The organism is Amycolatopsis sp. cmx-8-4, from assembly GCF_046548675.1.
In the GTDB taxonomy this organism is placed as follows: domain Bacteria; phylum Actinomycetota; class Actinomycetes; order Mycobacteriales; family Pseudonocardiaceae; genus Amycolatopsis.
The window spans coordinates 119,384-140,537 of sequence record NZ_JAEBDZ010000008.1; the positions used below are offsets into that span (position 1 = coordinate 119,384).

Sequence of the window (21,154 nt, forward strand, 5' to 3'; positions counted from 1 at the left end):
CGGGGCGGGTGCATCCTCGCTTTATTCAACAGACGATGAAATAGACGGGGAGATGGTGGAGATGATCGAGCGCGCGGGGTGCGTCGTCGTCGGCGGCGGACCGGCCGGGATGGTCACGGGACTGCTGCTGGCCCGGGCCGGCGTCGAGGTGACGGTGCTGGAGAAGCACGCCGACTTCCTGCGGGACTTCCGCGGCGACACGGTCCACCCGTCGACCCTGACCCTGCTCGACGAGCTGGGGCTGGGCGAGAAGTTCGACGCGCTGCCGCACAGCGAGATGCGCTCGGCGGGCTTCCCGCAGGAGAACGGCGAGCTGATGAAGCTGGCCGACTTCACCCGGCTGAAGGTGGCGCACCCCTACGTCGCGATGGTGCCGCAGTGGGACTTCCTCGACCTGCTGGCCGAGAGCGCGCGCAAGGAGCCGACGTTCGTCCAGCGGATGGAGACCGAGTGCACCGGGCTGGTCCGCGAGCGGGGCCGCGTCGCCGGCGTCACCTATCGCACGGCCGCTGGGGAGACCGGGGAAATCCGCGCCGACCTGGTGATCGCCGCCGACGGCCGGTGGTCGCCGGCCCGCCGTGAGGCCGGTCTCGTGCCGCGCGAGTACGACTGCCCGTTCGACGTCTGGTGGTTCCGGCTCTCCCGCGGCACCGACGACGTGGACGGCATGCTCCTGCCGCAGATGCGGGACCGCCGCTTCGCCATCCCGCTCCCCCGGCCGGACTACTTCCAGATCGCCTACCTCGGCCCAAAGGGCGACGACCTGCGCGAGCAGGGCATCGAGGCGTTCCGGGAGAACGTCACGCAGATTCTGCCCGGGTTCGCCGACCGGGTGCCCGAGCTGACGACGATGGACGACGTCAAGTTCCTCGACGTGCGGATGAACCTGCTGAAGAAGTGGCACGTCGACGGGCTGCTCTGCATCGGCGACGCGGCCCACGCGATGTCGCCGGTCGGCGGCGTCGGCATCAACCTGGCGGTGCAGGACGCGGTCGCGGCGGCGACGCTGCTGGCCGGGCCGCTGCGGCGCGGCCGGCCGCGCGAGGCCGACCTGGCGAAGGTGCGTGGCCGGCGGTTGCTGCCGACGCTGCTGGTGCAGGGGCTGCAGCGGCTGCTGCACGGGACCGTGGTCCGGCAGGTCATGGCGGGCAGGCGCAACGGCCCGCCGGCCGCGATGATCAAGCTGTTCGCCCGGTTCCCGCGGCTGTCGTACGTCCCGGCCCGGCTGCTGGGCCTGGGCCTGCGGCCGGAGCACGCCCCGGCCTACGCCCGCCGTCCGATGGAGCCGGTGCAGCGGTAGGGCTCCGAAAAGCCGTGAAGGCCTCCTTACCGGCTCTTGGCGCCGGTAAGGAGGCCTTCACGGCTTTGGGGTCAGATGCTCTCGACCGGGTTGGTCAGGGTGCCGATGCCGTCGATGGTGATCGAGACGCTCTGGCCGCCCTCGATCGGGCCGACGCCCTCCGGGGTGCCGGTGAGGATGACGTCACCGGGCAGCAGCGTCATCACGCCGGAGATGAACTCGACCAGCTCGGGGATCTTGTGCACCAGGTCGGAGGTGCGGCCGTCCTGCTTCAGCTCGCCGTCGACTTCGGAGCGCAGCGCCAGGTCGGACGCGTCGAGGGACGTCTCGATCCACGGCCCGAGCGGGCAGAACGAGTCGTAGCCCTTGGCGCGGCCCCACTGGCCGTCGGACTTCTGCAGGTCACGGGCGCTGACGTCGTTGGCCACGGTGTAGCCGAGGATGGCGCTCGCGGCGCGCGCGGCCGGCACGTTCTTCACCGGCTGGCCGATCACGATGGCCAGCTCGCCCTCGAAGTCGACGCGGCCGACGCCGGACGGGCGGCGGATGGCCGCGTTCGGGCCGATGACCGAGGTCGACGGCTTGATGAACAGCATCGGCGAGGTGGGTACCTCGTTGCCGAGCTCGGCCGCGTGCTTGGCGTAGTTGCGGCCGACGGCGATCACCTTGGACGGCAGGATCGGCGCGAGCAGCCGGACGTCGGCCAGCGGCCACCGCTTGCCGGTGAAGTTGGGCTGGCCGAACGGGTGCTCGGCGATCTCCAGGACCTGGGCGTCGTCACCGTCCCCTTCGACCGAAGCGAACGCGACACCACCGGGATGAGCAATACGGGCTAGGCGCACACGGATCAGTCTACGTGCGCCCCACCCGTGACCGGGGCCACGGTGGTGCTCTTGTGGACGAGCGCGTCGCACAGGGCCAGCCAGCTGGCCTCGACGATGTTCCCGTGCACCCCGACCGTGGTCCACTCGCGCTCGCCGTCGGTGCTCTCGACCAGCACACGCGTCACGGCGTCGGTGCCGGGGTGGCCCTGCAGGATCCGGACCTTGTAGTCGGCCAGGTCCACACTGTCCAACCAGGACAAGTGCGGGCTCAGGGCCTTGCGCAGCGCGGCGTCGAGGGCGTGGACCGGGCCGATGCCCTCGGCGGTGGCGATGACGCGCTGGCCGCCGACGTGCACCTTGACCGTCGCCTCGGAGACGACCTCGGCGTCGGCGCGGTGGTCGAGCACCACGCGGTAGGACTCGAGCTCGAACGGCGCCTCGGCCGGGACGTCGGCCTCCTGGCGCAGCAGGAGTTCGAGGGAGGCGTCGGCGGCTTCGAAGGACCAGCCCTCGGCTTCGAGGCGCTTGACCTTCCGGAGCGCGCTCGTCAGCGCTTCGGGCCGGCCGGCAAGGTCGACCCCGAGCTCACGTCCCTTGAGCTCGAGGCTGGCCCTGCCGGCCATCTCGGTGACCAGTACCCGCATGTCATTGCCGACGGAAGACGGATCGATGTGGTTGTACAACAACGGATCCACCTTGATCGCGCTCGCGTGCAGTCCCGCCTTGTGAGCGAAAGCCGACGCCCCTACGTACGCCTGGTGGGAGTAGGGGGCGAGGTTGGCGATTTCGGCAAGGGCATGGGAGACCCGGGTGAGTTCGGCGGCGCCTCCGGTCGGGAGGACGTCCATGCCGAGCTTGGTCACCAGGTTTCCCGTCACGGCGAAGAGGTCGGCGTTGCCGGCCCGCTCCCCGTAACCGTTGGCGGTGCACTGGACGTGCGTCACGCCGGCCTGCACCGCGGCGACGGAGTTCGCCACGGCGCAGGAAGTGTCGTCCTGACAATGGATCCCGAGCCGGAACCCGGTCTTGTACTGGACCTCACGGACGGTCTCCGCGAGCCCCAGCGGCAGTTGCCCGCCGTTGGTGTCGCAGAGCACGAGGACGTCGGCGCCCGCGTTTCCCGCGGCGTCGAGGATCCTCAGCGAGGTTTCGGGGGAATGCGCGTAGCCGTCGAAGAAGTGTTCGGCGTCGAGGAAGACCCGCCGGCCTTCTTTGGTGAGGAATCCGACGGTGTCGCGCACCATGGCGCAGGCCTCGTCGACGTCGACCCGCAGGGCGCGTTCGATGTGCCGAAGATCGGATTTCGCGACGAGCGTGATGACCGGGGCTTCGCTGTCGAGAAGGGCCTGGACCTGCGGATCGGCGTCGGCGGTGGTGCCGGCCTTGCGGGTCGAGCCGAACGCGACCAGCGCGGCGTGCTTGAGCTGCAGCTCGCCTTTCGCGGCCCGGGCGAAGAATTCCGTGTCCTTGGGCAGCGCGCCCGGCCAGCCGCCTTCGATGAACCCGACGCCCAGTTCGTCCAGCAGCCGCGCGACGGCCAGCTTGTCCTGGACGGAGTAGGAGATGCCCTCGCGCTGCGCACCGTCGCGCAGGGTCGTGTCGTAGAGGTGGAAGGCATCGCCGAGGGGGGTATCGGCGGGCTCCTTGCGGGTCACGGTCTGTCTCCTCGATGCGGTGGCGGCGATCTCGGGCGGTTCCGAGCGGTTTCGGGCAACAAAAAAACCTCCCGCAGGGGTGCGAGAGGTTGCGCGCCGGGAGCTCTTGTGGAGCTACCGTCCGGCGCGCTCGATGATAATGATCGCGAAGCTGGTCACAGCCGCATCATGCCACAGGCTTTCGCTGGAAGTCCACAACCTGGGCCAAGCTCCCACCATCCGGGAACGCCGCGCGGACATCCCCCGCCACTCCCTGGGGGCCGGCCCCGCATCCAGTTTATCGGCACCCGCGGACACAACCGCCCGGAAGACCGTTCCGCGGCCGGGTTGTCCACATCACGGCAGTGCTGTGGACAACCCGAACCCGGCTGGTGCCGCGGCCAACGCGAGCACAGCACGAGCGGCCCACTCGCGACCGAAGCTGCACCAACGGGCGACTCGCGCTACCAGCCGAGCACGAGCGGCCCGTTCGTCACCAGACACGCACCGGCGGCCCACACGCGGCACCAGCGCGCGAAAGGACCCGTTCGCACCACCTGCGCGCGAACGGGCCGTTCGCGACCGAAGCCGCACCAGCGGTCCACCCGCGACGCCGACGCGAAAGGGCCGTTCGTGACACCAACCCTGCACGCGAGCGGCCCGTTCGCGACGCCACCTGCGCACGAGTGGCCCGTTCGCGACCAAACCGGCACCAGCGGCCCGCTCGCGACGCCAGCGCGCGAAAGGACCGTCCGCCGCCCACAGACACACGAAAGAGCCCCGCACCGAATCGCGGTGCGGGGCTCCCCGTCAAGCAGCAGGCAAAGTCTCAGCCGGTGCGCACGTTCGACGACACGAGTGCCGCCAGCCGGTCGCCGACCGCCGTCGTGGCTCCCGGGGATGCCTGGTCCCGCGTGGCCAGATCGAACGCCACCGAAGCCTCGATGCGGCGCGCGGCTTCCTTCTGGCCCAGGTGGTCCAGCAGCAGCGCCACCGACAGCACCGCGGCCGTCGGGTCGGCCAGGCCCTGGCCCGCGATGTCCGGCGCCGAACCGTGGACCGGCTCGAACATGCTCGGGTTGCGGCGGGTCATGTCCAGGTTGCCGCTCGCCGCGAGGCCGATTCCGCCCGTCACCGCGGCCGCGAGGTCCGTGATGATGTCGCCGAACAGGTTGTCCGTCACGATGACGTCGAACCGGGACGGGTCGGTCACCAGGTGGATCGTCGCCGCGTCCACGTGCGAGTACGCGACCGTCACCTCCGGGTGCTCCAGCGAGACCTCTTCGACGATCCGCGACCACAGCGACCCGGCGAACGAGAGCACGTTGGTCTTGTGCACGAGCGTCAGGTGCTTGCGCGGCCGCGCCTCGGCGCGGTTGAACGCGTCCGCGACCACCCGACGCACGCCGAACGCCGTGTTGATGCTGACCTCGGTCGCGATCTCGTTCTCGGTGTCCTTGCGGATCAGGCCGCCGGTGCCCGCGTACGGGCCTTCGGTGCCTTCGCGCACGACGACCATGTCGACGTCGCCGGCGTCGGCCAGCGGCCCCCGGACACCCGGGTACAGCCGCGCCGGGCGCAGGTTGACGTGGTGGTCCATTTCGAACCGCAGACGCAGCAACAGGCCGCGCTCCAGGATCCCGCTCGGCACCGTCGGATCGCCGACCGCGCCCAGCAGCATGGCGTCGTGCTGGCGAAGTTCGCCCAGCACCGACTCCGGGAGCAGCTCACCGGTCGCGTGCCATCGCGCGGCGCCGAGGTCGTAGTTCGTGATCTCCGCCGTAGGTGCCACTTCACCGAGCACCTTCAACGCCTCGGCGACCACCTCGGGCCCGATCCCGTCTCCTGGGATCACCGCGAGCCGCATCCACACACCTCCGTCGACCAGGCCACCGGACGCACCGATGGCCCACCGCAACAAAACGCCAGCAGCCGGAAGGTTACCGGCCGTAGACAAATGGCCGTAGCCGCACCACCCTTATGCCGCATCCTCCCGCAGGGTGAGACACCCGATTGGGTGAATTGCAGCGGGGCGCCCCCGGCGGATACCCGCCGGAGACGCCCCTGAACCTGCACAGATCGATCTTCCGGCCCCCTAGTGGCGGCCCGCCCCGATCGGCTGACGGTCATTCCCCGGCCGGGCACCCTGGGCCGCGTCCACCTTGACCACGGTCGCCCGGTTCCCCGCGGCGTTGTGGTGCTCGATGGCGAGCAGCCCGAGCGCGTTGTCGGCCGCGGCCGACGCCGCGTTCCGGGTGACGACCAGCGCCGTGCCCGGCTTGGCGACGTAGCCCAGCGCGGCGTCGCCGCCACCCTGGACCGCGTAGCCCGGCGCGAGCGCGTCGAACGACAGCGGCGTGCCGACGTAGTCGATCAGCCCGTTCGTCGTGCCCGGAGCGACGTAGTAGCCGCTGACGCCCACCGTGTAGGAGATGCGGTGGGTGTCGGCGGTCGCGTCAATGCCCAGCGCGGCCAGCGAGACCGGCAACGTGATCACGTTGGTGTCGAACACGTTGGTGTCGACGTCGCCGAGCTGGCCGTTGACGGCCTGGATGTCGACGGTCGGGAAGCCCGGGGTCAGCGCGACCGTGACCGCGATCAGGACGTCGGTCGCCGTCGCCTTGGTCACGTAGGTCTCGAAGTCCGGCTGCCCGTCCCCGGTGGTGTCGATGTCGACGAACGGCGACGTGTTGCTGCCGATGTTCGCCCAGTCGCTCCAGGTGGACAGGCCGAACGCGAGGATCGCGTTCTCCGGCTCACCCTGCGCCTTCGCCAGCGGAGCGGTGGAAGCCGCGCCGATGTAGCGGAGGTCGCCGCCCTTGGCGGTCTTGTTCACCGTGCAGTCGGTGACCACGTCCGCGTCGCACTCGGCCAGCTGCGGGGACTCCGCCTGCAGCTCGAGCACGCTGATCAGCGAGCGGTAGCGCTGCGCACCCGTTCCCTGGTCGACGCCCTTACCGCTCAGGTTCAGCACGGCCTGGGTGGCGTCCGGCGCGAACTTGACCGACGCCGGGGTCGCAATCGCCGACACCGGCTTCGGCGCCGCGTAGACCGAGACCCGCAGCGGCACCTTGGCCCCGCTCTTCGGGGTGAAGGCGACGCGGCCGGAGGCGTCCGCGACGAACTGGCGGGCGAGCCCGGCCTGGACGGCCTGCATGGTCGGGTCCATGACCTTGCGCAGGGCCTTCGGGTCGGTGATCTTCAGCGTCACCTTGACCTTGGCGGTGCCGCGCGGCGAGAGCTTCACCGTCGGCGTGTCCACTGTGTACTCGACGCCCGGCAGCGCGTCGACCGCCTGGTAGGCCACCGAGTACTCGGCCGCCGTGACGCCCTTGTTGACCAGCTTGATCGTCTTCGACAGCGTCACCGGGCCACCGGCTTCGACCGTCCCGAAGCTGACGCTGACCGCGCCCGGGTCGTCCTGGACGTAGGCGAGCACCTGGTTGTCCAGCGCCGCCTTGGCGTCGATCCGGCCGCTGCCGACGCGCTGCGGCGCGAAGGTGTGGCCCGCGCCGTCGGTGACGTCGTGGCCGGCGGTGTCGATGACCGAGGCCTTGACCTCCTCGACCGACCAGTCCGGGTGGGACTGGCGGACCAGCGCCGTGATGCCCGTGGTGTGCGGGGCCGCCATCGACGTGCCGGACAGCACGGTCCGGCCGTTGCCGCTGCCGCGGAACGCCGAGGTGATCGTGTCACCGGGGGCGGCCACGTCCGGCTTGAGCGCCGGGCCGCGGGTACCGCGCGAGGTGAACGAGCTCGGGGTGTCGACGATCTTCTTGTCGTACGTCTGGATCGACGCGCGACCGGTGCCGTAGAGGCGCACCTGCAGCGTGCCCGCGGTCAGCGACGCGCGCAGCGGCGCGGTCGCGGAGCCGGTGAACTGGAACATCGGGATCGCCTCGTTGCCCGCGATGCCCGCGCTGAAGTGCTCCAAAGTGGACGACAGGAGCGCGCCCTTGGCCCCCGCGGCCTGGGCGTTGTTCGCCCGGGCGGCCGAACCGCACGCGCGGGTCGAGTCGTTGTCGTCCCACTCCAGCCAGACGAACTTGCCGGCCGCCTTCGCCTTGTCCGCCGCGGAGTACGCCGCGCAGCCCGCGTTGTTCGCGCCCGCCAGCGCGACGACCGGAGCGGTCAGGTTCAGCGTGTCGTAGCCGGCGTAGCTCTGGCTGTACTGGCCGGTCTTCTGGCCCTTCGCCGCGGCGGGCGCGGTGACCTCGGCGGCGTCGCGCAGGACACCCGCGTCCCGCGTGCTGGCCACGGTGAGCGCCTCGGGCGTGTTGCCCGGCGAGCCGGCGATGTCGTTGATGTCGCCGCCGTTGCCCGCGGAGATCACCGGGAGCACGTTGTTCGCGGCGAGCTTGCGCACGAACAGCGAGTCCGGGTCGTCCGGCGCGCCGAAGTCGGAGCCCAGCGACAGGTTGACGATGTCGAGGTGGTCGGTGAAGTCGCCGTCGCCGTCCGGGTCGAGCGCCCAGTCCAGCGCCTGCGAGGTGACGTTCGTCGAGCCCGCGCAGCCGAACACCTTGATGGCGTAGAGGAGCGATTTCGGCGCCGTGCCCGGGCCGATCTGCATCGCGTCGACCTTCTTGGCGTCGAGCTTCTTGTAGTCGCCCTTGAAGGTCTTGCCGTCGGCGGTGACGCCGAAGCCGCCGATGGTGCCGGCGACGTGCGTGCCGTGCTCCCCGCAGGCCAGCGGGTTCGGGTCCGGCGCCGGGGTGGTCTTGCCGGGCGTCGCGGCGTCGTAGTCGTTGCCGACGAGGTCGGTGCCGCCGACGACCTTGGCGCTCGGGAACAGCGGGGTCGGCTTGGTGCTGTCGACGCTCTTGTAGGCCGCCGGCGTGCCGGGGCCGCCGAAGTCGGCGTGGGTGTAGTCGATGCCGTCGTCGATGACGCCGACGCGGACACCGTCGCCGAACTTGCCGGTCTGCTGCCACGCGGCGAGCGTGTTGGTCAGCTGCTCGGCGCTGGCGTTGGTGCGGGTCTTCGGCACGACCGTGCGCACCGAGACGACGTCCGCGCGCTTCGCGACGTCACGCAGCTTCGCGGCGTCGGCGGTGACGACGACGCCGGGGACGGCATTGGCGGTCTGGGTGACGGTCTGGGGTTGGGCGCCGGCGGTGCGCAGCTGGCCGAGCACGGAGTTCACCGCCGCGGTGGTGTCGTCCTTCGCGGCGCGAGCGGCCCGCTTCGCCTGCTCCTTGCCCTGGGGTTGCGCGGCGGTGAACGCGTCGACGGCGGGCTTCTTGGCCAGCTCGACGAACGCGGTGACGCGGCCCTGCGCGGCGGCCAGGCGCGGTTCGACCTTGCCCTGCAGCTTGGCGTCGTCGATCTTCGCCGGGGAGACGCCGTCGGCGAGCGGAGCGTCTGCCGCGCTCGCGACGGGCGCCCCGAGCGCGGCGGCCAGCACGACGGCGAAGGCCGCCGTCGTGGCGCGCGCGGGTAAGCGGGATCTGCTCATGAGTGGGCCCCTTACTCGAGGTCTGGACCCGAACCTGCCTGCCGCTCCTGGCACCCCCGACGGTGAAGCACGGCAACCGCGCCGTGCCCTCGACGACGCGTGGTTCAACCTCGCGGGGAGAACCTAATGCCCCAAAACACCTACTTAGGTAGGCAAAGAAGTCCGTTATGTGAATGTGATTGCCGATACTCTCGTCAGCCATGCGCCGCTACGAGCCCCGGAACGACCTCGCGTTCAGCCTGCTGCGCGACGGTCCGGTGACACTGTTCTGGCGGCCGCGGCTGCTGACCGAGACGACGGAATGGCTGGTGGAGCACGACTACCAGCTCACCCGGCTGAGCGCGCGCGAGTGGACGTCCGATCACGACATGCACACCGCCGTCGCCGCGGCGCTCGACTTCCCGGACTACTACGGGCAGAACCTCGACGCGCTCAACGACTGCCTGCGTGACGTCATCGCCCGCGACTACGGGTGGTCGCCGGACTCGGCCGGGCTCGCGATCGTCTTCACCGGCTACGACGCGTACGCCGCGCGCAGCCCGCGGTCGGCCCAGATCGTGCTGGACCTGCTGGCGAGCCACTCACGGGTCGCGATGCTGTTCGGCAGTCCGCTCGTCGTCCTGGTGCAGAGCGACGATCCGGACATCCTCTTCGCGCCGGTCGGCGCCTCGTCCGTGAGCTGGAACCGCGCCGAGTGGCTGAACGCGAACCGAGGGCCCGGAAACGCCTGAAGGCCCCCGCACCGAACCGGGTGCGGGGGCCTTCGAAAGCGCGAAACGTCAGCTGAAGTCGACGGCGCGGATCGTGTGCGCGCCCACCGCGGCGCCGATCGGCTCCAGCAGGTGCGCGTCGATGTGGCGGTCGACGCGCAGCAGCATCACGGCGTCGGAGCCGTCGGTGGTCTGGCTGATCTGCGCGGCCTCGATGTTGATGCCGGCTTCGCCGAGCAGCGTGCCGACGCGGCCCATCACGCCCGGGCGGTCCGGGTACTCGACCAGCAGCACGGTGCCTTCGGCGCGCAGGTCGAACCCGCGGCCGTTGACCTCGACGAGCTTCTCGGCCTCGTCCTTGCCGGTGACCGAGCCGGACACCGTCAGCGTCGCGCCGTCGGCGTGCACCGCGCGCAGGGTGACCAGGTTGCGGAACTTGGGGCTCTCCGACTCCGTGGTCAGCTGCACCTGGACGCCGAGCTTCTCGGCCAGCTGCGGCGCGTTGACGAACGTGACCTGGTCCTCGACCACGCCGGTGAACACCCCGCGCAGCGCGGCCAGCTGCAGCACGCCGGTGTCTTCGTTGGACAGCTCGCCCTTGACGACGACCTCGACCGACGTCGGCGCCTTCGGGTTGAGCGCGGTGAGCAGCGTGCCCAGCTTCTGCACCAGCGACAGGTACGGGCGCACGTGCTCGCCGACCGTGCCGCCGCCGGAGACGTTCACCGCGTCCGGCACGAAGTCGCCGCGCAGGGCCAGCAGCGTCGACTTCGCGACGTCGGTGCCCGCGCGGTCCTGCGCCTCGGCGGTGGACGCGCCCAGGTGCGGGGTGACGACGACGTTCTCCAGCTCGAACAGCGGGCTGGACGTGGTCGGCTCGGTGACGAAGACGTCGACGCCGGCGCCGCCGACGTGGCCCGAGCGCAGCGCGTCGGCCAGGTCCTGCTCGACGATCAGCCCGCCGCGGGCGGCGTTCACGATGATGACGCCCGGCTTGGTCTTCTTCAGCGCGGCGGCGTCGATGAGGCCCTTGGTCTCCGGCGTCTTCGGCAGGTGGATGGAGATCGCGTCGGCGCGGGTCAGCAGCTCGTCGAGGGTGACGAGCTCGATGCCCAGCTGCGCGGCGCGCGCGGCCGAGACGTAGGGGTCGTACGCGATGAGCTTGGCGTCGAACGCGGCGAGGCGCTGCGCGAACAGCTGGCCGATCTTGCCGAGGCCGACGACGCCGACGATCTTGCCCTGCAGCTCGACACCGGAGAACGAGCTGCGCTTCCACTCGCCGCCGCGCAGGCTCTGGTCGGCGGCCGGGATGCGTCGTGCGACGGCCAGCAGCAGCGCCACGGCGTGCTCGGCGGCGGAGACGATGTTGGACGTCGGGGCGTTCACGACGAGGACACCGCGCTCGGTGGCGGCGGGCACCTCGACGTTGTCCAGGCCGACCCCGGCCCGGGCGACGACCTTGAGCTGGGTCGTGGCGGCGAAGACCTCGGCGTCGACCTTGGTCGCGGACCGGACCAGGAGCGCGTCGGCGCTCTTCACCGCCTCCAGCAGCGCGGATCGGTCCGTGCCGTCGACGTGCCGGACCTCCACCTCGTCACCGAACACACTCAGCACGGAGGGGGCGAGCTTCTCCGCGATGAGGACAACTGGACGTTGGAGACTGGGCTTGCTCACGATGCTGCTCCCACTATCTGGTCACTTCCAGGACGTTCATATGTGTCGACAGACGGTCTCAGCACGTCGTTGTGCGGCAGTCGAGCGGGAGTTTAACGCGCAGGAGCACGTCCTGGCTTCCCACGGTGTTAACTCGCTCGTAATCCCTCGAAAACAAGAGCCAGCAGGCGCTGCATGCCCGCGTCACCGGGCAGATGTGGCCCCGCCCAGGATGCCGCGTGCAGCAACAGAAGCAGTTCGTGCGTGGTGACGTCCGCGCGCAGCTCCCCCGCCGCCTTCGCGCGTTCCACCAGCTGGGACGCCGCGTCCCGCATGGCGTGACACGAAGCGTACAAGCGGGACGTCTCGTCGTTGAGCGCGTCGGCCGTCAGCTCGGCCAGGCCCCGGAACGTGCCGGTGGTGTCGCCGAGCCCGAGCAGCCACGCCTGCAGCGCGTCAAGGGGCGCCGGGTCGGTGAGCAGCTCGCGCGCCCGCTCGGCCTGGCCGTCGAACCGGGCCCGCAGGAGGGTCTCGAGCAGGGCATCCCGGGTCGGGAAGTGCCGGTAGAGCGTGCCGATGCCGACGCCGGCCCGGCGGGCGATGTCCTCCAGCGAAGCCTCGACGCCGTGTTCGGCGAAGGCTCGCTGCGCCTCCGCCAGGAGGCGTTCGTAGTTGCGGCGGGCGTCCGCGCGCATCGGCTTGACTTCGGTCATCGCCCTTCCGAGCTTACCGGGTAGCCAATCGGAGGCTGCCTCCGTATATTAACCGGAGGCAGCCTCATATTACTGGAGGGACGAGGATGACCCTGATCGAAGAAACCCGGGCCCGGCTCGGCGCCATCGGCGCCTGGCTGCCGAGTGCCCCGCTGGCCCCGCCGCCGGACGTCGAGCGCGCGGCCACCCGCCGGCTTGCCGAGCTCGGCTACCGCTCGGTCTGGAGCGGCGAAGGCCCCGGCTCGCGCGAGGTGTTCGCCCACTTCGGCGACCTGCTCGCGTCGGTGCCCGACGTCGTGCTCGGCACCGGCATCGCCAACCTCTGGGCCCGGCCGGGGGTGACCGCCGAGAAGGGCGGCGCCACGCTGGCCCAAGCCCACCCCGGCCGGTTCGTGCTCGGTGTCGGCGTCGGGCACGCGTTCCAGGCGGCGAAGGCCGGCGAGGCGTACCGGCCGATCGACCGGATGCGCGCCTACCTGTCCGAAATGGACGCCAGCGCCGCGGAAAACCCGGCCCCGGTGGCGTTTCCGCGCGTGCTGGCCGCCGTCGGGCCGAAGATGCTGGAGCTGTCCCGCGACCACGCGGACGGCGCGCACCCGTTCGCCCAGCCCGTCAGCCACACGCCGTACGCCCGGGAGATCCTCGGACCGGACAAGCTGCTGATCCCGCAGCAGACGGTGCTGCTCGGCACCCGCGAGGACGCCCGCGAAAGCGTCCGGAAGCGGGTGGCGCTCTCGCGCGAGCACCACATCGAGGCCTACCTCGCGGGCTGGAAACGGCTCGGCTACACCGAAGCCGACATCGACGGCCCGAGCGACCGGTTCGTCGACGACCTCGTCCTGTGGGGTGACGCGGGAACCATCGCGAAACGCCTGGACGAGCTGCTCGACGCGGGCGCGGACCACGTGCTGCTGACGCCGTCCGCGGCCACGTTCGACTCCACTGTGGACATCCTGGCCGAGCTGGCGCCGGCGGTGGTCCGGTGAGCGTCGGGATCTGGCAGTTCTTCGAGGACGCCCCGATCGGCGAGCTGCGGGAGACCGCCGCCGAAGTCGAGGAGCTGGGCTTCGACACGCTCTGGTTCGGCGAGTACGCCGGGCGGGAGGCGTTCACCCAGGCCGCGCTGATCCTGGCGGCGACCTCGCGCCTCACCGTGGCCACCGGGATCGCCCGCTTCGACCGGCGGGCGCCGATCACGGCGGAGGCGGCGACGCGCGCGCTGGGCGAGGCCTACCCGGGCCGGTTCACCGTCGGGCTCGGCGGCCACTTCCCCGGTGCGCGCCCGGTTTCGGCGATGCGCGAGTACCTGGCCGGGATGGACGCTGCCGAGCTGCCGGGGCTGCCACCGCCGGCACCCCGCCCGCGCCGGCTGCTCGCGGCGCTCGGCCCGCGCGCCCTCGACCTGGCGGCCGAGCGGGCGGACGGCGCCCACCCGTACTTCGTCCCGCCCGAGCACACGGCGGTGGCGCGGGAACGGCTCGGCCCGGACAAGTACCTGGCCGTCGAGCAGGCGGTGGTGCTGGACTCGTCCCCCGAGGCGGCCCGCGAAGCGGCCCGGGAGCACGTCGGCACGTACGTGCAGCTCGCCCCGCACCACCAGGCGAACCTCCGCCGGCTCGGCTTCACCGACGAGGACCTGGCCGACGGCGGCAGCGACCGCCTGGTCGACGCCCTGGTCGCCTTCGGCGGCGAGCAGCGGGTGACCGACCGGATCCGGGCCCACCTCGACGCCGGCGCCGACCACGTCTGCGTCCAGGTCCTGGCCCGCACCAAGGACTCCTACCGCCATCTGTCCACACTCGTCCCCTGACCGGGGTAGGCTGGCGGGACGCGGTGAGGGCCGCGTCCCGTCCGCGGAAAGGGCCGAGCCCACCCCCGCAGCACCGCACCACCAGCTCCGCACCTTCTTTCCTGCCCGGTGCCGGCGGACCACGGGCGCCCGAGGAAAGGAGGCACCATGGGCACGTTGCCCGCCAAACCCAGCCTGGACCAGCTCCGCAAACGCGCGAAAGACCTCGCGCGCGCCGAAGCCGTGAAGCTGTCCGAAGCGCAGTTCCGGATCGCGCGCGAGCACGGTTTCCCGAGCTGGCCGAAGCTGCAGGCGTACGTCCGGCGCGTCACCGAGCACGGCGAAACCCTGCAGCACCCGTACCACCAGGACGTCCACTACTACGCCGAGCGCGCGCTCGGCCTGCTCGCGTCCGCGGAAGACGAGACGTCCGGTGCGCGGGAGCCGTTCGACCGCTGGAGCCAGCCGGTCACCCGCGACGGCGCCCGCGTGGTCGTCGCCCGCGAGCACGGTTTCGTTTCCTGGAAAGCACTTCGCGAGTACATCAAGTCGCTTGTGGACAGCGGGGAGCCGTTCGCACGGGCGTACCGCGCGGTCGAGGCGCGGGATCCCGACGCGCTGGCGACCCTCCTCGACGAGTTCCCCGGGCTCGTCACCGCCCGCGGCACCAACGGCAACGACCTGCTCGGCATGGCCGGCGCGACCGGTGACGAGCGGCTCAGCCGGGTTCTGCTGGACCACGGCGCGGACCCGGCGCGCGGCAACGTCCACGGCTGGACACCGCTGCACCAGGCCACCTACAGCAACCAGGCGCGGCTCGTCGACCTCCTGCTCGACGCGGGCGCGCCGGTCGCCGTCTCCGCGCGCGGTGACGGCGGTACTCCCCTGGTCGTCGCCTTGTTCTGGGGACACCGCAAGGCGGCGGAAAAGCTGGCGGCCCGGGATCTCGCCCCCGGCAACCTGCGCGTCGCGGCCGGGCTCGGCCACGCCGCGCTCCTCGACGAGCTGCTGAAACCGGACGGCACCCTGGCCCCGGCCGCGGGTGATCACCGCGGGTTCTACCGCCCGCACAGCGGCTTCCCGGCCTGGCGCCCGGGCGACGACCCGGCGGAGGTCCGCGACGAGGCCCTGGCCTGGGCGGCCCGCAACGACCGCGCCGGCGCCCTGCGCACGCTCGTCGCGCGCGGCGCCCGCATCGACGCCGACGTCTACCGCGGCACGGCCCTGACCTGGGCGGCCGCGTCCGGCAAGCTCACGGCGGTCCGGACGTTGCTGGACCTCGGCGCCGACGTGAACCACGCGGGCACGTTCGGCGGCCCGAACCACGGTGAAGGCGCCACCGCCCTGCACCTGGCGGCGCAGTCCGGGCACCTCGACGTGATCCGGGTGCTCGTCGAAGGCGGTGCCGACCTGGCCGCGCGGGACGCGCTGTTCGACAGCATGCCGGAGTCCTGGGCCGAGCACTGCGACCAGCCGGCCGCGAAGGAGCTGCTGGCTACCCTGTAGACAAACGGAGTCTGTAGTCCGTATCGTCGAGACGGACTACAGACTCCGTTTTGTCTTCTGGGAGGATTTCGTGAACTCACCCCGCGACGTGTTCGCCGCGCTGTCCGACGGCATCAGCGAAGGACGGTTCGGCGAGCTTTCCGCGCTCTACGCCGAGGACACCGTCGTCGAGCACCCCCAGGCCGTGCCGCGGCCGACGCGCATCACCGGCCGCGCGGCCGTCCACGAGCGGTTCGCCGGCACGCTCGCCGGGATGGTCCGGCTCAAGCGCAAGAACGTCGTCGTCCACGAGACCACGGACCCCGAGGTGATCATCGCCGAGTACGACTACGACGCCGAGTCGGTCGAGACCGGCAAGACCGACGTCACGGCCAACATCCAGGTCCTGCGGATCCGCGACGGCCTGATCATCGGATCTCGCGACTACCACGACTACCTGCGGCTGGCCGCGATCCGCGACGGCGTCGACCAGCTGCCGAAGGCGTACGAACAGGCGCCGCCGCGGGAGCTCTCACCGGTCACGCCGGAGAGCGCGGGCAGTGTGTTCGAGCGGCTCGTCCACGGCGTCGCGGGCGCGCGCTGGGACGAGCTGCCGGAGCTCTACGCCGAGGAAACCCACGTGACGCACCCGTTCCTGCCGGGCTCGGGCGTGGTGCGGACGCGCGACGAGCTGCGCGCGCACTTCGAAGCCGGGAAGGCGCTCAACCCCGGCTTTTCGGTCGCGGACCTGGTCACCTACCGGAGCACGGACCCGGAGGTGCTGATCGGCGAGTTCGCCTACCAGGGCGAGTACGGCGGCCGTCCGGTGCGGATCGCGAACATCTTCGTGATGCGGATCCGCGACGGCCTGATCGTCGAGTCCCGCGACTACGGCGACCACCTCGCCGTCGCGGGTGACACCGGCACGATTCCCGCTTTGGCCGCCCGCCTGGGTTCCTAGGCGCCGGGGAAGTCGAACTCGCCGTCGCGGACGCCCTTCACGAAGGCGTCCCACTCCGCGGGGGTGAAGACGAGGACCGTGCCGCCGGGGTCCGTCGACTTCCGCATCGCGACGTAGGTGACGCCGTCGGTGTGCGGGACGAACGCGTACTCGGCGACCTCGTCGAGCGTGACGCCCTCGGGCTCGGCCCGGATCCACTCGGCCTCGGTGAGGTCCAGGTGGTGCCGGATGTGCGCCTTGTCGTCGGCCGGCTGCTCACTCATGCCGTCAGCGTAACCACCCGGGCACCGAACGAAACCGCTCCCCTGCCCCGGAAAGCCGTGAAGGCCTCCTTACCGGCATCTTGCGCCGGTAAGGAGGCCTTCACGGACCTATGCGAAACCCAGCGGGAACTCAGGCGGTCTCGGTGATCGGCCGGTCCACCCACGACATCAGGTCGCGCAGCTTCTTGCCGGTCGCCTCGATCGGGTGCTGGTTGCCCTGCTCCTCGAGCTTGGTGAAGTTCGGCCGGCCGGCCTCGTCCTCGGCGACCCATTCGCGGGCGAACGTGCCGTCCTGGATCTCGCCGAGGATCTTCTTCATCTCTTCCTTGACCGCCGGCGAGATGACGCGCGGGCCGCGGGTCAGGTCGCCGTACTCGGCAGTGTCGGAGATCGAGTAGCGCTGGCGCGCGATGCCGCCCTCGTACATCAGGTCGACGATCAGCTTCAGCTCGTGCAGCACCTCGAAGTAGGCGATCTCCGGGGCGTAACCGGCCTCGGTGAGCACCTCGAAACCGGTCTGCACCAGCGCGGACGCGCCACCGCAGAGCACGGCCTGCTCGCCGAAGAGGTCGGTCTCGGTCTCCTCGGTGAAGGTCGTCTTGATGACGCCGGCGCGGGCACCGCCGATGGCCGCGGCGTAGGACAGCGCGAGCGCCTGGGCGTTGCCGGTGGCGTCCTGCTCGACCGCGATGAGCGCCGGGACGCCCTTGCCGTCGACGAACTGGCGGCGCACGAGGTGGCCCGGGCCCTTGGGGGCGACCATGGCGACGTCGACGTTCGACGGCGGCTTGATCAGGTCGTAGCGGATGTTGAAGCCGTGCCCGAAGAAGATCGCGTCGCCGTCCTTCAGGTTCGGCGCGATGTCCTGCTCGTAGATGTGGCGCTGCTTCGTGTCCGGCGCCAGGATCATGATCAGGTCGGCTTCGGCCGACGCCTCGGCCGGGGTGAGCACGCGCAGGCCCTGCTCCTCGGCCTTCGCCCGCGACTTGGACCCCTCGGGCAGGCCGATGCGGACGTCGACGCCGGAGTCGCGCAGGCTCAGCGAGTGGGCGTGGCCCTGGCTGCCGTAGCCGATGACAGCGACCTTGCGCCCCTGGATGATCGAGAGGTCGGCGTCGTCGTCGTAGAAGATTTCCACTGCCATGGGGGTTACTGCTTCCTTTCGAGACTTACTTCTTTAACGCGGTGATGTGGCGGTGATGGAACGGGCGCCCCGCCCCACCGCGACCATGCCGGACTGCACCAGCTCGCGGATGCCATAGGGCTCCAGCATCCGCAGCAGGGCACCGATCTTGTCGGACGTCCCCGTGGCTTCGACGGTGAGCGCCTCCGGGGAGACGTCCACCACCTTGGCCCGGAAGAGCTGGACGGTTTCGAGGACCTGGCTGCGCACGGTGTTGTCGGCGCGAACCTTCACGAGCAGCAGTTCGCGCTGCACGGCGGTCGACTGCTCCAGCTCGACGATCTTGATCACGTTGACCAGCTTGTTGAGCTGTTTGGTCACCTGTTCGAGCGGTAGCTCTTCGACGGCGACCACGATCGTCATGCGGGACACCTCGGGGTTCTCCGTGGGCCCGACGGCGAGGGACTCGATGTTGAAACCGCGGCGGGAGAACAGCCCCGAGACGCGCGCGAGCACACCCGGCTTGTTCTCGACCAGGACACTCAGCGTGTGGACGCTCATCTCAGCGCTCACCTTCCCCAGCGGCATGGGCGACTGTGTCTTCCTTGACCGTCTCCACCGAAACCTCGTCGTCGTCGAACAGCGGCCGGATGCCCCGGACCGCCATGATCTCGTCGTTGCCGGTGCCGGCCGCGACCATCGGCCACACCTGGGCATCCTTCCCCACGACGAAGTCGATCACGACGGGGCGGTCGTTGATCTCCATCGCGCGGCGGATGGTGGCGTCGACGTCTTCCTTCGTCTCGCAGCGCAGCCCGGCGCAGCCCAGCGCCTCGGCGAGCAGCACGAAGTCCGGGATGCGGTGCTTGTGCGTGCCGAGGTCGGTGTTGGAGTACCGCCCCGAGTAGAAGAGGTTCTGCCACTGCCGGACCATGCCCAGGTTGCCGTTGTTGATGACGGCGACCTTGATCGGCGCGCCCTCGATGGCGCAGGTGGCCAGCTCCTGGTTGGTCATCTGGAAGCAGCCGTCGCCGTCGATCGCCCACACCTGGGTGCCGGGGACGCCGAACTGCGCGCCCATCGCCGCGGGCACCGCATAGCCCATGGTGCCGAGGCCGCCGGAGTTGATCCAGGTGCGCGGGTTCTCGTACTTGACGAACTGCGCGGCCCACATCTGGTGCTGGCCGACGCCGGCGGCGTACACCGCGTCCGGGCCGACGATCTGGCCGATCCGCTCGATGACGTACTGCGGCGACAGCGAACCGTCGTCCGGCCACTCGTAACCGGCCGGGTAGTTCTTGCGCCAGCCGTCGGCCTGGGTCCACCAGTCGGTGAGGTCGGGCTTGCCGCCGTGGTCGAACTCGGTCTGCACGGCGGTGATCAGCTCGCCGATGATCTCCTTGCAGTCGCCCACGATCGGGACGTCCGCCTTGCGGTTCTTGGAGATCTCGGCCGGATCGATGTCGGCGTGCACGATGGCGGCGTCCGGCGCGAACGACGAGAGCTGGCCGGTGACGCGGTCGTCGAACCGGGCGCCGAGCGCGATCAGCAGGTCGGCGCGCTGCATCGCGGCGACCGCGGCGACCGTGCCGTGCATGCCCGGCATGCCGAGGTGCTGCGGGTGCGAGTCGGGGAACGCGCCGCGCGCCATCAGCGTGGTGACGACGGGGATGCCGGTCAGCTCGGCGAGCTGCTTCAGCTGCTCGTGCGCCTCCGCCTTGATCACGCCGCCGCCGACGTAGAGCACTGGGCGACGCGACTTCGCGACGAGCTTCGCGGCTTCGCGGACCTGCTTGCCGTGCGGGCGCAGCGTCGGGCGGTAGCCCGGGAGGCGCAGCTCGGTCGGCCAGGAGAACGAGGTCATCTCCTGCAGCACGTCCTTGGGGATGTCCACCAGGACCGGGCCGGGTCGGCCCGTGGACGCCAGGTGGAACGCCTCGGCGATGGTCCGCGGGATGTCCGCGGGGTCCGTGACGAGGAAGTTGTGCTTGGTGATCGGCATGGTGATGCCGCAGATGTCGGCTTCCTGGAACGCGTCGGTGCCGATCAGCGCCCGGCTCTGCTGGCCGGTGATGGCCACGACCGGGACGGAGTCCATGTTCGCGTCGGCCAGCGGGGTGACCAGGTTCGTCGCGCCGGGGCCGGAGGTGGCCATGCAGACGCCGACCTTGCCGGTGGCCTGCGCGTAGCCGGTGGCCGCGTGGCCCGCGCCCTGCTCGTGGCGGACCAGGATGTGGCGGACCTTCGTGGAGTCCAGCAGCGGGTCGTAGGCGGGCAGGATGGTGCCGCCCGGAATCCCGAAGACCACCTCGGCGCCGACGGCCTCGAGCGAGCGCACGAGCGACTGCGCGCCGGTGACGCGCACCGGGGTTCCCGCCGGTGGCGCCGGCTTCGGACGTGCTCCTGGCGCGCCGGGCGCCGGGCCCGGCTTCGTCGGGTTTGTGGCACTGGTCATCGGTTCTGCCTCGTGGGTCTCGGTGTCACTCGTTCGGGTCGGTTTTTGTGCGGTGGGGCCAGGAATTGCTTCCCTCGGGCAACAAAAAACCCTCGCCGACCGTAAGGTCGCACGAGGGTCGCGCGTCGACGCAGCGGAAAGACTTCCCTAAGCGTCGACGCGCTTGGGAAGTACGAGGCCGGTCAGCGGTGTCACGACGCTGACGCTAGTCCGAAGGTCTCTCAAGTGTCAACTCTGCGGGACGGAGAGTCCGCATCGTGGACACGTGGGCGGCGCGTGTCACGTCCGCACCGACCCGGTTTCCCGTGCTCGCGCCGGGCGGTGCACCATTTCGGCGTGGCCGAAAAAGAGCAGGACACGGGCCGGAAGGCCGTCTTCCGCATCCCCCGCACGTCGTTCATGGCGATCGCGCTCCTGACGATCTGTGTGACGCCGATCGCCCTCGGGGAGATCCCGTACCTGCAGTGGCTCTACGTCTTCCCGATCGCGCTGGCGGTGTTCGTGATCCGCACCCGCACCGTCGCGACGCGCGAAGGCCTGGCGACGCGCACGATGTTCGGCCACCGCGACGTGCCGTGGTCGGCGTTGAAGGGGCTGGCGATCACCAAGCGATCCCGCGTCCAGGCCGTGCTGACGGACGACACGAAGGTGCCGCTGCCGACCGTGCGGACCCGCCACCTGCCGGTGTTGTCGCTGGTGAGCGAGGGCCTCGTCGCCGACCCGAGCGGGCTGCTGGACACCGAGGACGTCAAGCCGGCCAAGCCCGAGACGTCGCCCAGCGAGTAA

The 21,154-nt window shown here is 70.8% G+C and carries 17 protein-coding genes; 7 read left to right on the top strand and 10 right to left on the bottom strand.

Features of this window, described 5'->3' with window-relative positions; translation table 11 throughout:
- Positions 1-61 precede the first annotated feature (61 nt).
- Positions 62-1,300: an FAD-dependent oxidoreductase gene (locus ACLJQZ_RS18945; RefSeq protein ID WP_410621303.1), complete on the top strand. Its 1,239-nt coding sequence runs from the start codon at positions 62-64 to the stop codon at positions 1,298-1,300.
- Positions 1,301-1,371: 71 nt separating this feature from the next.
- Here the strand turns inward: ACLJQZ_RS18945 and ACLJQZ_RS18950 are convergent, their stop codons facing one another.
- The 4 genes from ACLJQZ_RS18950 to ACLJQZ_RS18965 form a co-directional block, all read right to left on the bottom strand.
- A complete protein-coding gene (locus tag ACLJQZ_RS18950; RefSeq protein WP_247061924.1) occupies positions 1,372-2,142 on the bottom strand; it encodes a fumarylacetoacetate hydrolase family protein in 771 nt (256 codons plus the stop codon).
- A 5-nt stretch (positions 2,143-2,147) separates the two neighbouring features.
- Positions 2,148-3,779 carry a citramalate synthase gene (cimA, locus tag ACLJQZ_RS18955; protein WP_410621304.1) on the bottom strand — a complete coding sequence of 544 codons (1,632 nt, stop codon included), beginning with the start codon at positions 3,777-3,779 and terminating at the stop codon, positions 2,148-2,150.
- Between the two features lie 808 nt (positions 3,780-4,587).
- Complete coding sequence (locus tag ACLJQZ_RS18960) at positions 4,588-5,625, bottom strand: 3-isopropylmalate dehydrogenase (protein WP_410621305.1); 1,038 nt, start codon at positions 5,623-5,625, stop codon at positions 4,588-4,590.
- Between the two features lie 228 nt (positions 5,626-5,853).
- Positions 5,854-9,216 (bottom strand): S8 family peptidase, encoded by a 3,363-nt coding sequence (locus ACLJQZ_RS18965; RefSeq protein ID WP_410621306.1) that lies wholly within the window; start codon positions 9,214-9,216, stop codon positions 5,854-5,856.
- A 200-nt stretch (positions 9,217-9,416) separates the two neighbouring features.
- Here ACLJQZ_RS18965 and ACLJQZ_RS18970 point away from each other — a divergent pair, with 200 nt between their 5' ends.
- Positions 9,417-9,947 (top strand): barstar family protein, encoded by a 531-nt coding sequence (locus ACLJQZ_RS18970; protein ID WP_410621307.1) that lies wholly within the window; start codon positions 9,417-9,419, stop codon positions 9,945-9,947.
- Positions 9,948-9,995: 48 nt separating this feature from the next.
- Here the strand turns inward: ACLJQZ_RS18970 and serA are convergent, their stop codons facing one another.
- Together serA and ACLJQZ_RS18980 are read right to left on the bottom strand one after the other, a co-directional pair.
- Positions 9,996-11,600, bottom strand: a complete 1,605-nt coding sequence (serA, locus tag ACLJQZ_RS18975; RefSeq protein WP_410621308.1) for a phosphoglycerate dehydrogenase — start codon at positions 11,598-11,600, stop codon at positions 9,996-9,998.
- A 128-nt stretch (positions 11,601-11,728) separates the two neighbouring features.
- Positions 11,729-12,292 carry a TetR/AcrR family transcriptional regulator gene (locus tag ACLJQZ_RS18980; protein ID WP_410621309.1) on the bottom strand — a complete coding sequence of 188 codons (564 nt, stop codon included), beginning with the start codon at positions 12,290-12,292 and terminating at the stop codon, positions 11,729-11,731.
- 86 nt (positions 12,293-12,378) lie between these two features.
- Between ACLJQZ_RS18980 and ACLJQZ_RS18985 the strand changes: the two genes are divergently transcribed.
- The 4 genes from ACLJQZ_RS18985 (at position 12,379) to ACLJQZ_RS19000 (ending at position 16,527) form a co-directional block, all read left to right on the top strand.
- Complete coding sequence (locus ACLJQZ_RS18985) at positions 12,379-13,278, top strand: TIGR03620 family F420-dependent LLM class oxidoreductase (RefSeq protein ID WP_410621310.1); 900 nt, start codon at positions 12,379-12,381, stop codon at positions 13,276-13,278.
- Positions 13,275-14,102 (top strand): TIGR03620 family F420-dependent LLM class oxidoreductase, encoded by an 828-nt coding sequence (locus tag ACLJQZ_RS18990; RefSeq protein WP_410621311.1) that lies wholly within the window; start codon positions 13,275-13,277, stop codon positions 14,100-14,102. The genes ACLJQZ_RS18985 and ACLJQZ_RS18990 overlap by 4 nt, the downstream gene beginning before the upstream one ends.
- Before the next feature lie 147 nt (positions 14,103-14,249).
- Positions 14,250-15,587: an ankyrin repeat domain-containing protein gene (locus tag ACLJQZ_RS18995; protein ID WP_410621312.1), complete on the top strand. Its 1,338-nt coding sequence runs from the start codon at positions 14,250-14,252 to the stop codon at positions 15,585-15,587.
- A gap of 70 nt (positions 15,588-15,657) precedes the next feature.
- Positions 15,658-16,527: a nuclear transport factor 2 family protein gene (locus ACLJQZ_RS19000; RefSeq protein WP_410621313.1), complete on the top strand. Its 870-nt coding sequence runs from the start codon at positions 15,658-15,660 to the stop codon at positions 16,525-16,527.
- Here the strand turns inward: ACLJQZ_RS19000 and ACLJQZ_RS19005 are convergent.
- The 4 genes from ACLJQZ_RS19005 to ACLJQZ_RS19020 all read right to left on the bottom strand — a co-directional run bounded on the left by ACLJQZ_RS19005 (position 16,524) and on the right by ACLJQZ_RS19020 (position 20,368).
- Complete coding sequence (locus ACLJQZ_RS19005) at positions 16,524-16,790, bottom strand: DUF397 domain-containing protein (protein ID WP_410621314.1); 267 nt, start codon at positions 16,788-16,790, stop codon at positions 16,524-16,526. The two genes, ACLJQZ_RS19000 and ACLJQZ_RS19005, sit on opposite strands and share 4 nt — an antisense overlap.
- 130 nt (positions 16,791-16,920) lie before the next feature.
- Positions 16,921-17,934, bottom strand: a complete 1,014-nt coding sequence (gene ilvC, locus ACLJQZ_RS19010; protein WP_326946881.1) for a ketol-acid reductoisomerase — start codon at positions 17,932-17,934, stop codon at positions 16,921-16,923.
- A 33-nt stretch (positions 17,935-17,967) separates the two neighbouring features.
- Positions 17,968-18,474 carry an acetolactate synthase small subunit gene (gene ilvN / locus ACLJQZ_RS19015; protein ID WP_003080760.1) on the bottom strand — a complete coding sequence of 169 codons (507 nt, stop codon included), beginning with the start codon at positions 18,472-18,474 and terminating at the stop codon, positions 17,968-17,970.
- Between the two features lies 1 nt (position 18,475).
- On the bottom strand, positions 18,476-20,368 hold the full coding sequence (locus ACLJQZ_RS19020) for an acetolactate synthase large subunit (RefSeq protein WP_410621315.1): 1,893 nt from the start codon (positions 20,366-20,368) through the stop codon (positions 18,476-18,478).
- A 336-nt stretch (positions 20,369-20,704) separates the two neighbouring features.
- Here ACLJQZ_RS19020 and ACLJQZ_RS19025 point away from each other — a divergent pair, with 336 nt between their 5' ends.
- Positions 20,705-21,154, top strand: coding sequence for a PH domain-containing protein (locus ACLJQZ_RS19025; protein ID WP_410621316.1), 450 nt, complete (start codon positions 20,705-20,707; stop codon positions 21,152-21,154).

Coding starts and splice junctions, on each gene's coding strand:
- ACLJQZ_RS18945 (WP_410621303.1), top strand. CDS start 62: ATGATCGAGCGCGCGGGGTGCGTCGTCGTCGGCGGCGGACCGGCCGGG.
- ACLJQZ_RS18960 (WP_410621305.1), bottom strand. CDS start 5,625: ATGCGGCTCGCGGTGATCCCAGGAGACGGGATCGGGCCCGAGGTGGTC.
- ACLJQZ_RS18965 (WP_410621306.1), bottom strand. CDS start 9,216: ATGAGCAGATCCCGCTTACCCGCGCGCGCCACGACGGCGGCCTTCGCC.
- ACLJQZ_RS18970 (WP_410621307.1), top strand. CDS start 9,417: ATGCGCCGCTACGAGCCCCGGAACGACCTCGCGTTCAGCCTGCTGCGC.
- ACLJQZ_RS18980 (WP_410621309.1), bottom strand. CDS start 12,292: ATGACCGAAGTCAAGCCGATGCGCGCGGACGCCCGCCGCAACTACGAA.
- ACLJQZ_RS18985 (WP_410621310.1), top strand. CDS start 12,379: ATGACCCTGATCGAAGAAACCCGGGCCCGGCTCGGCGCCATCGGCGCC.
- ACLJQZ_RS18995 (WP_410621312.1), top strand. CDS start 14,250: ATGGGCACGTTGCCCGCCAAACCCAGCCTGGACCAGCTCCGCAAACGC.
- ACLJQZ_RS19005 (WP_410621314.1), bottom strand. CDS start 16,790: ATGAGTGAGCAGCCGGCCGACGACAAGGCGCACATCCGGCACCACCTG.
- ilvC (WP_326946881.1), bottom strand. CDS start 17,934: ATGGCAGTGGAAATCTTCTACGACGACGACGCCGACCTCTCGATCATC.
- ilvN (WP_003080760.1), bottom strand. CDS start 18,474: ATGAGCGTCCACACGCTGAGTGTCCTGGTCGAGAACAAGCCGGGTGTG.
- ACLJQZ_RS19020 (WP_410621315.1), bottom strand. CDS start 20,368: ATGACCAGTGCCACAAACCCGACGAAGCCGGGCCCGGCGCCCGGCGCG.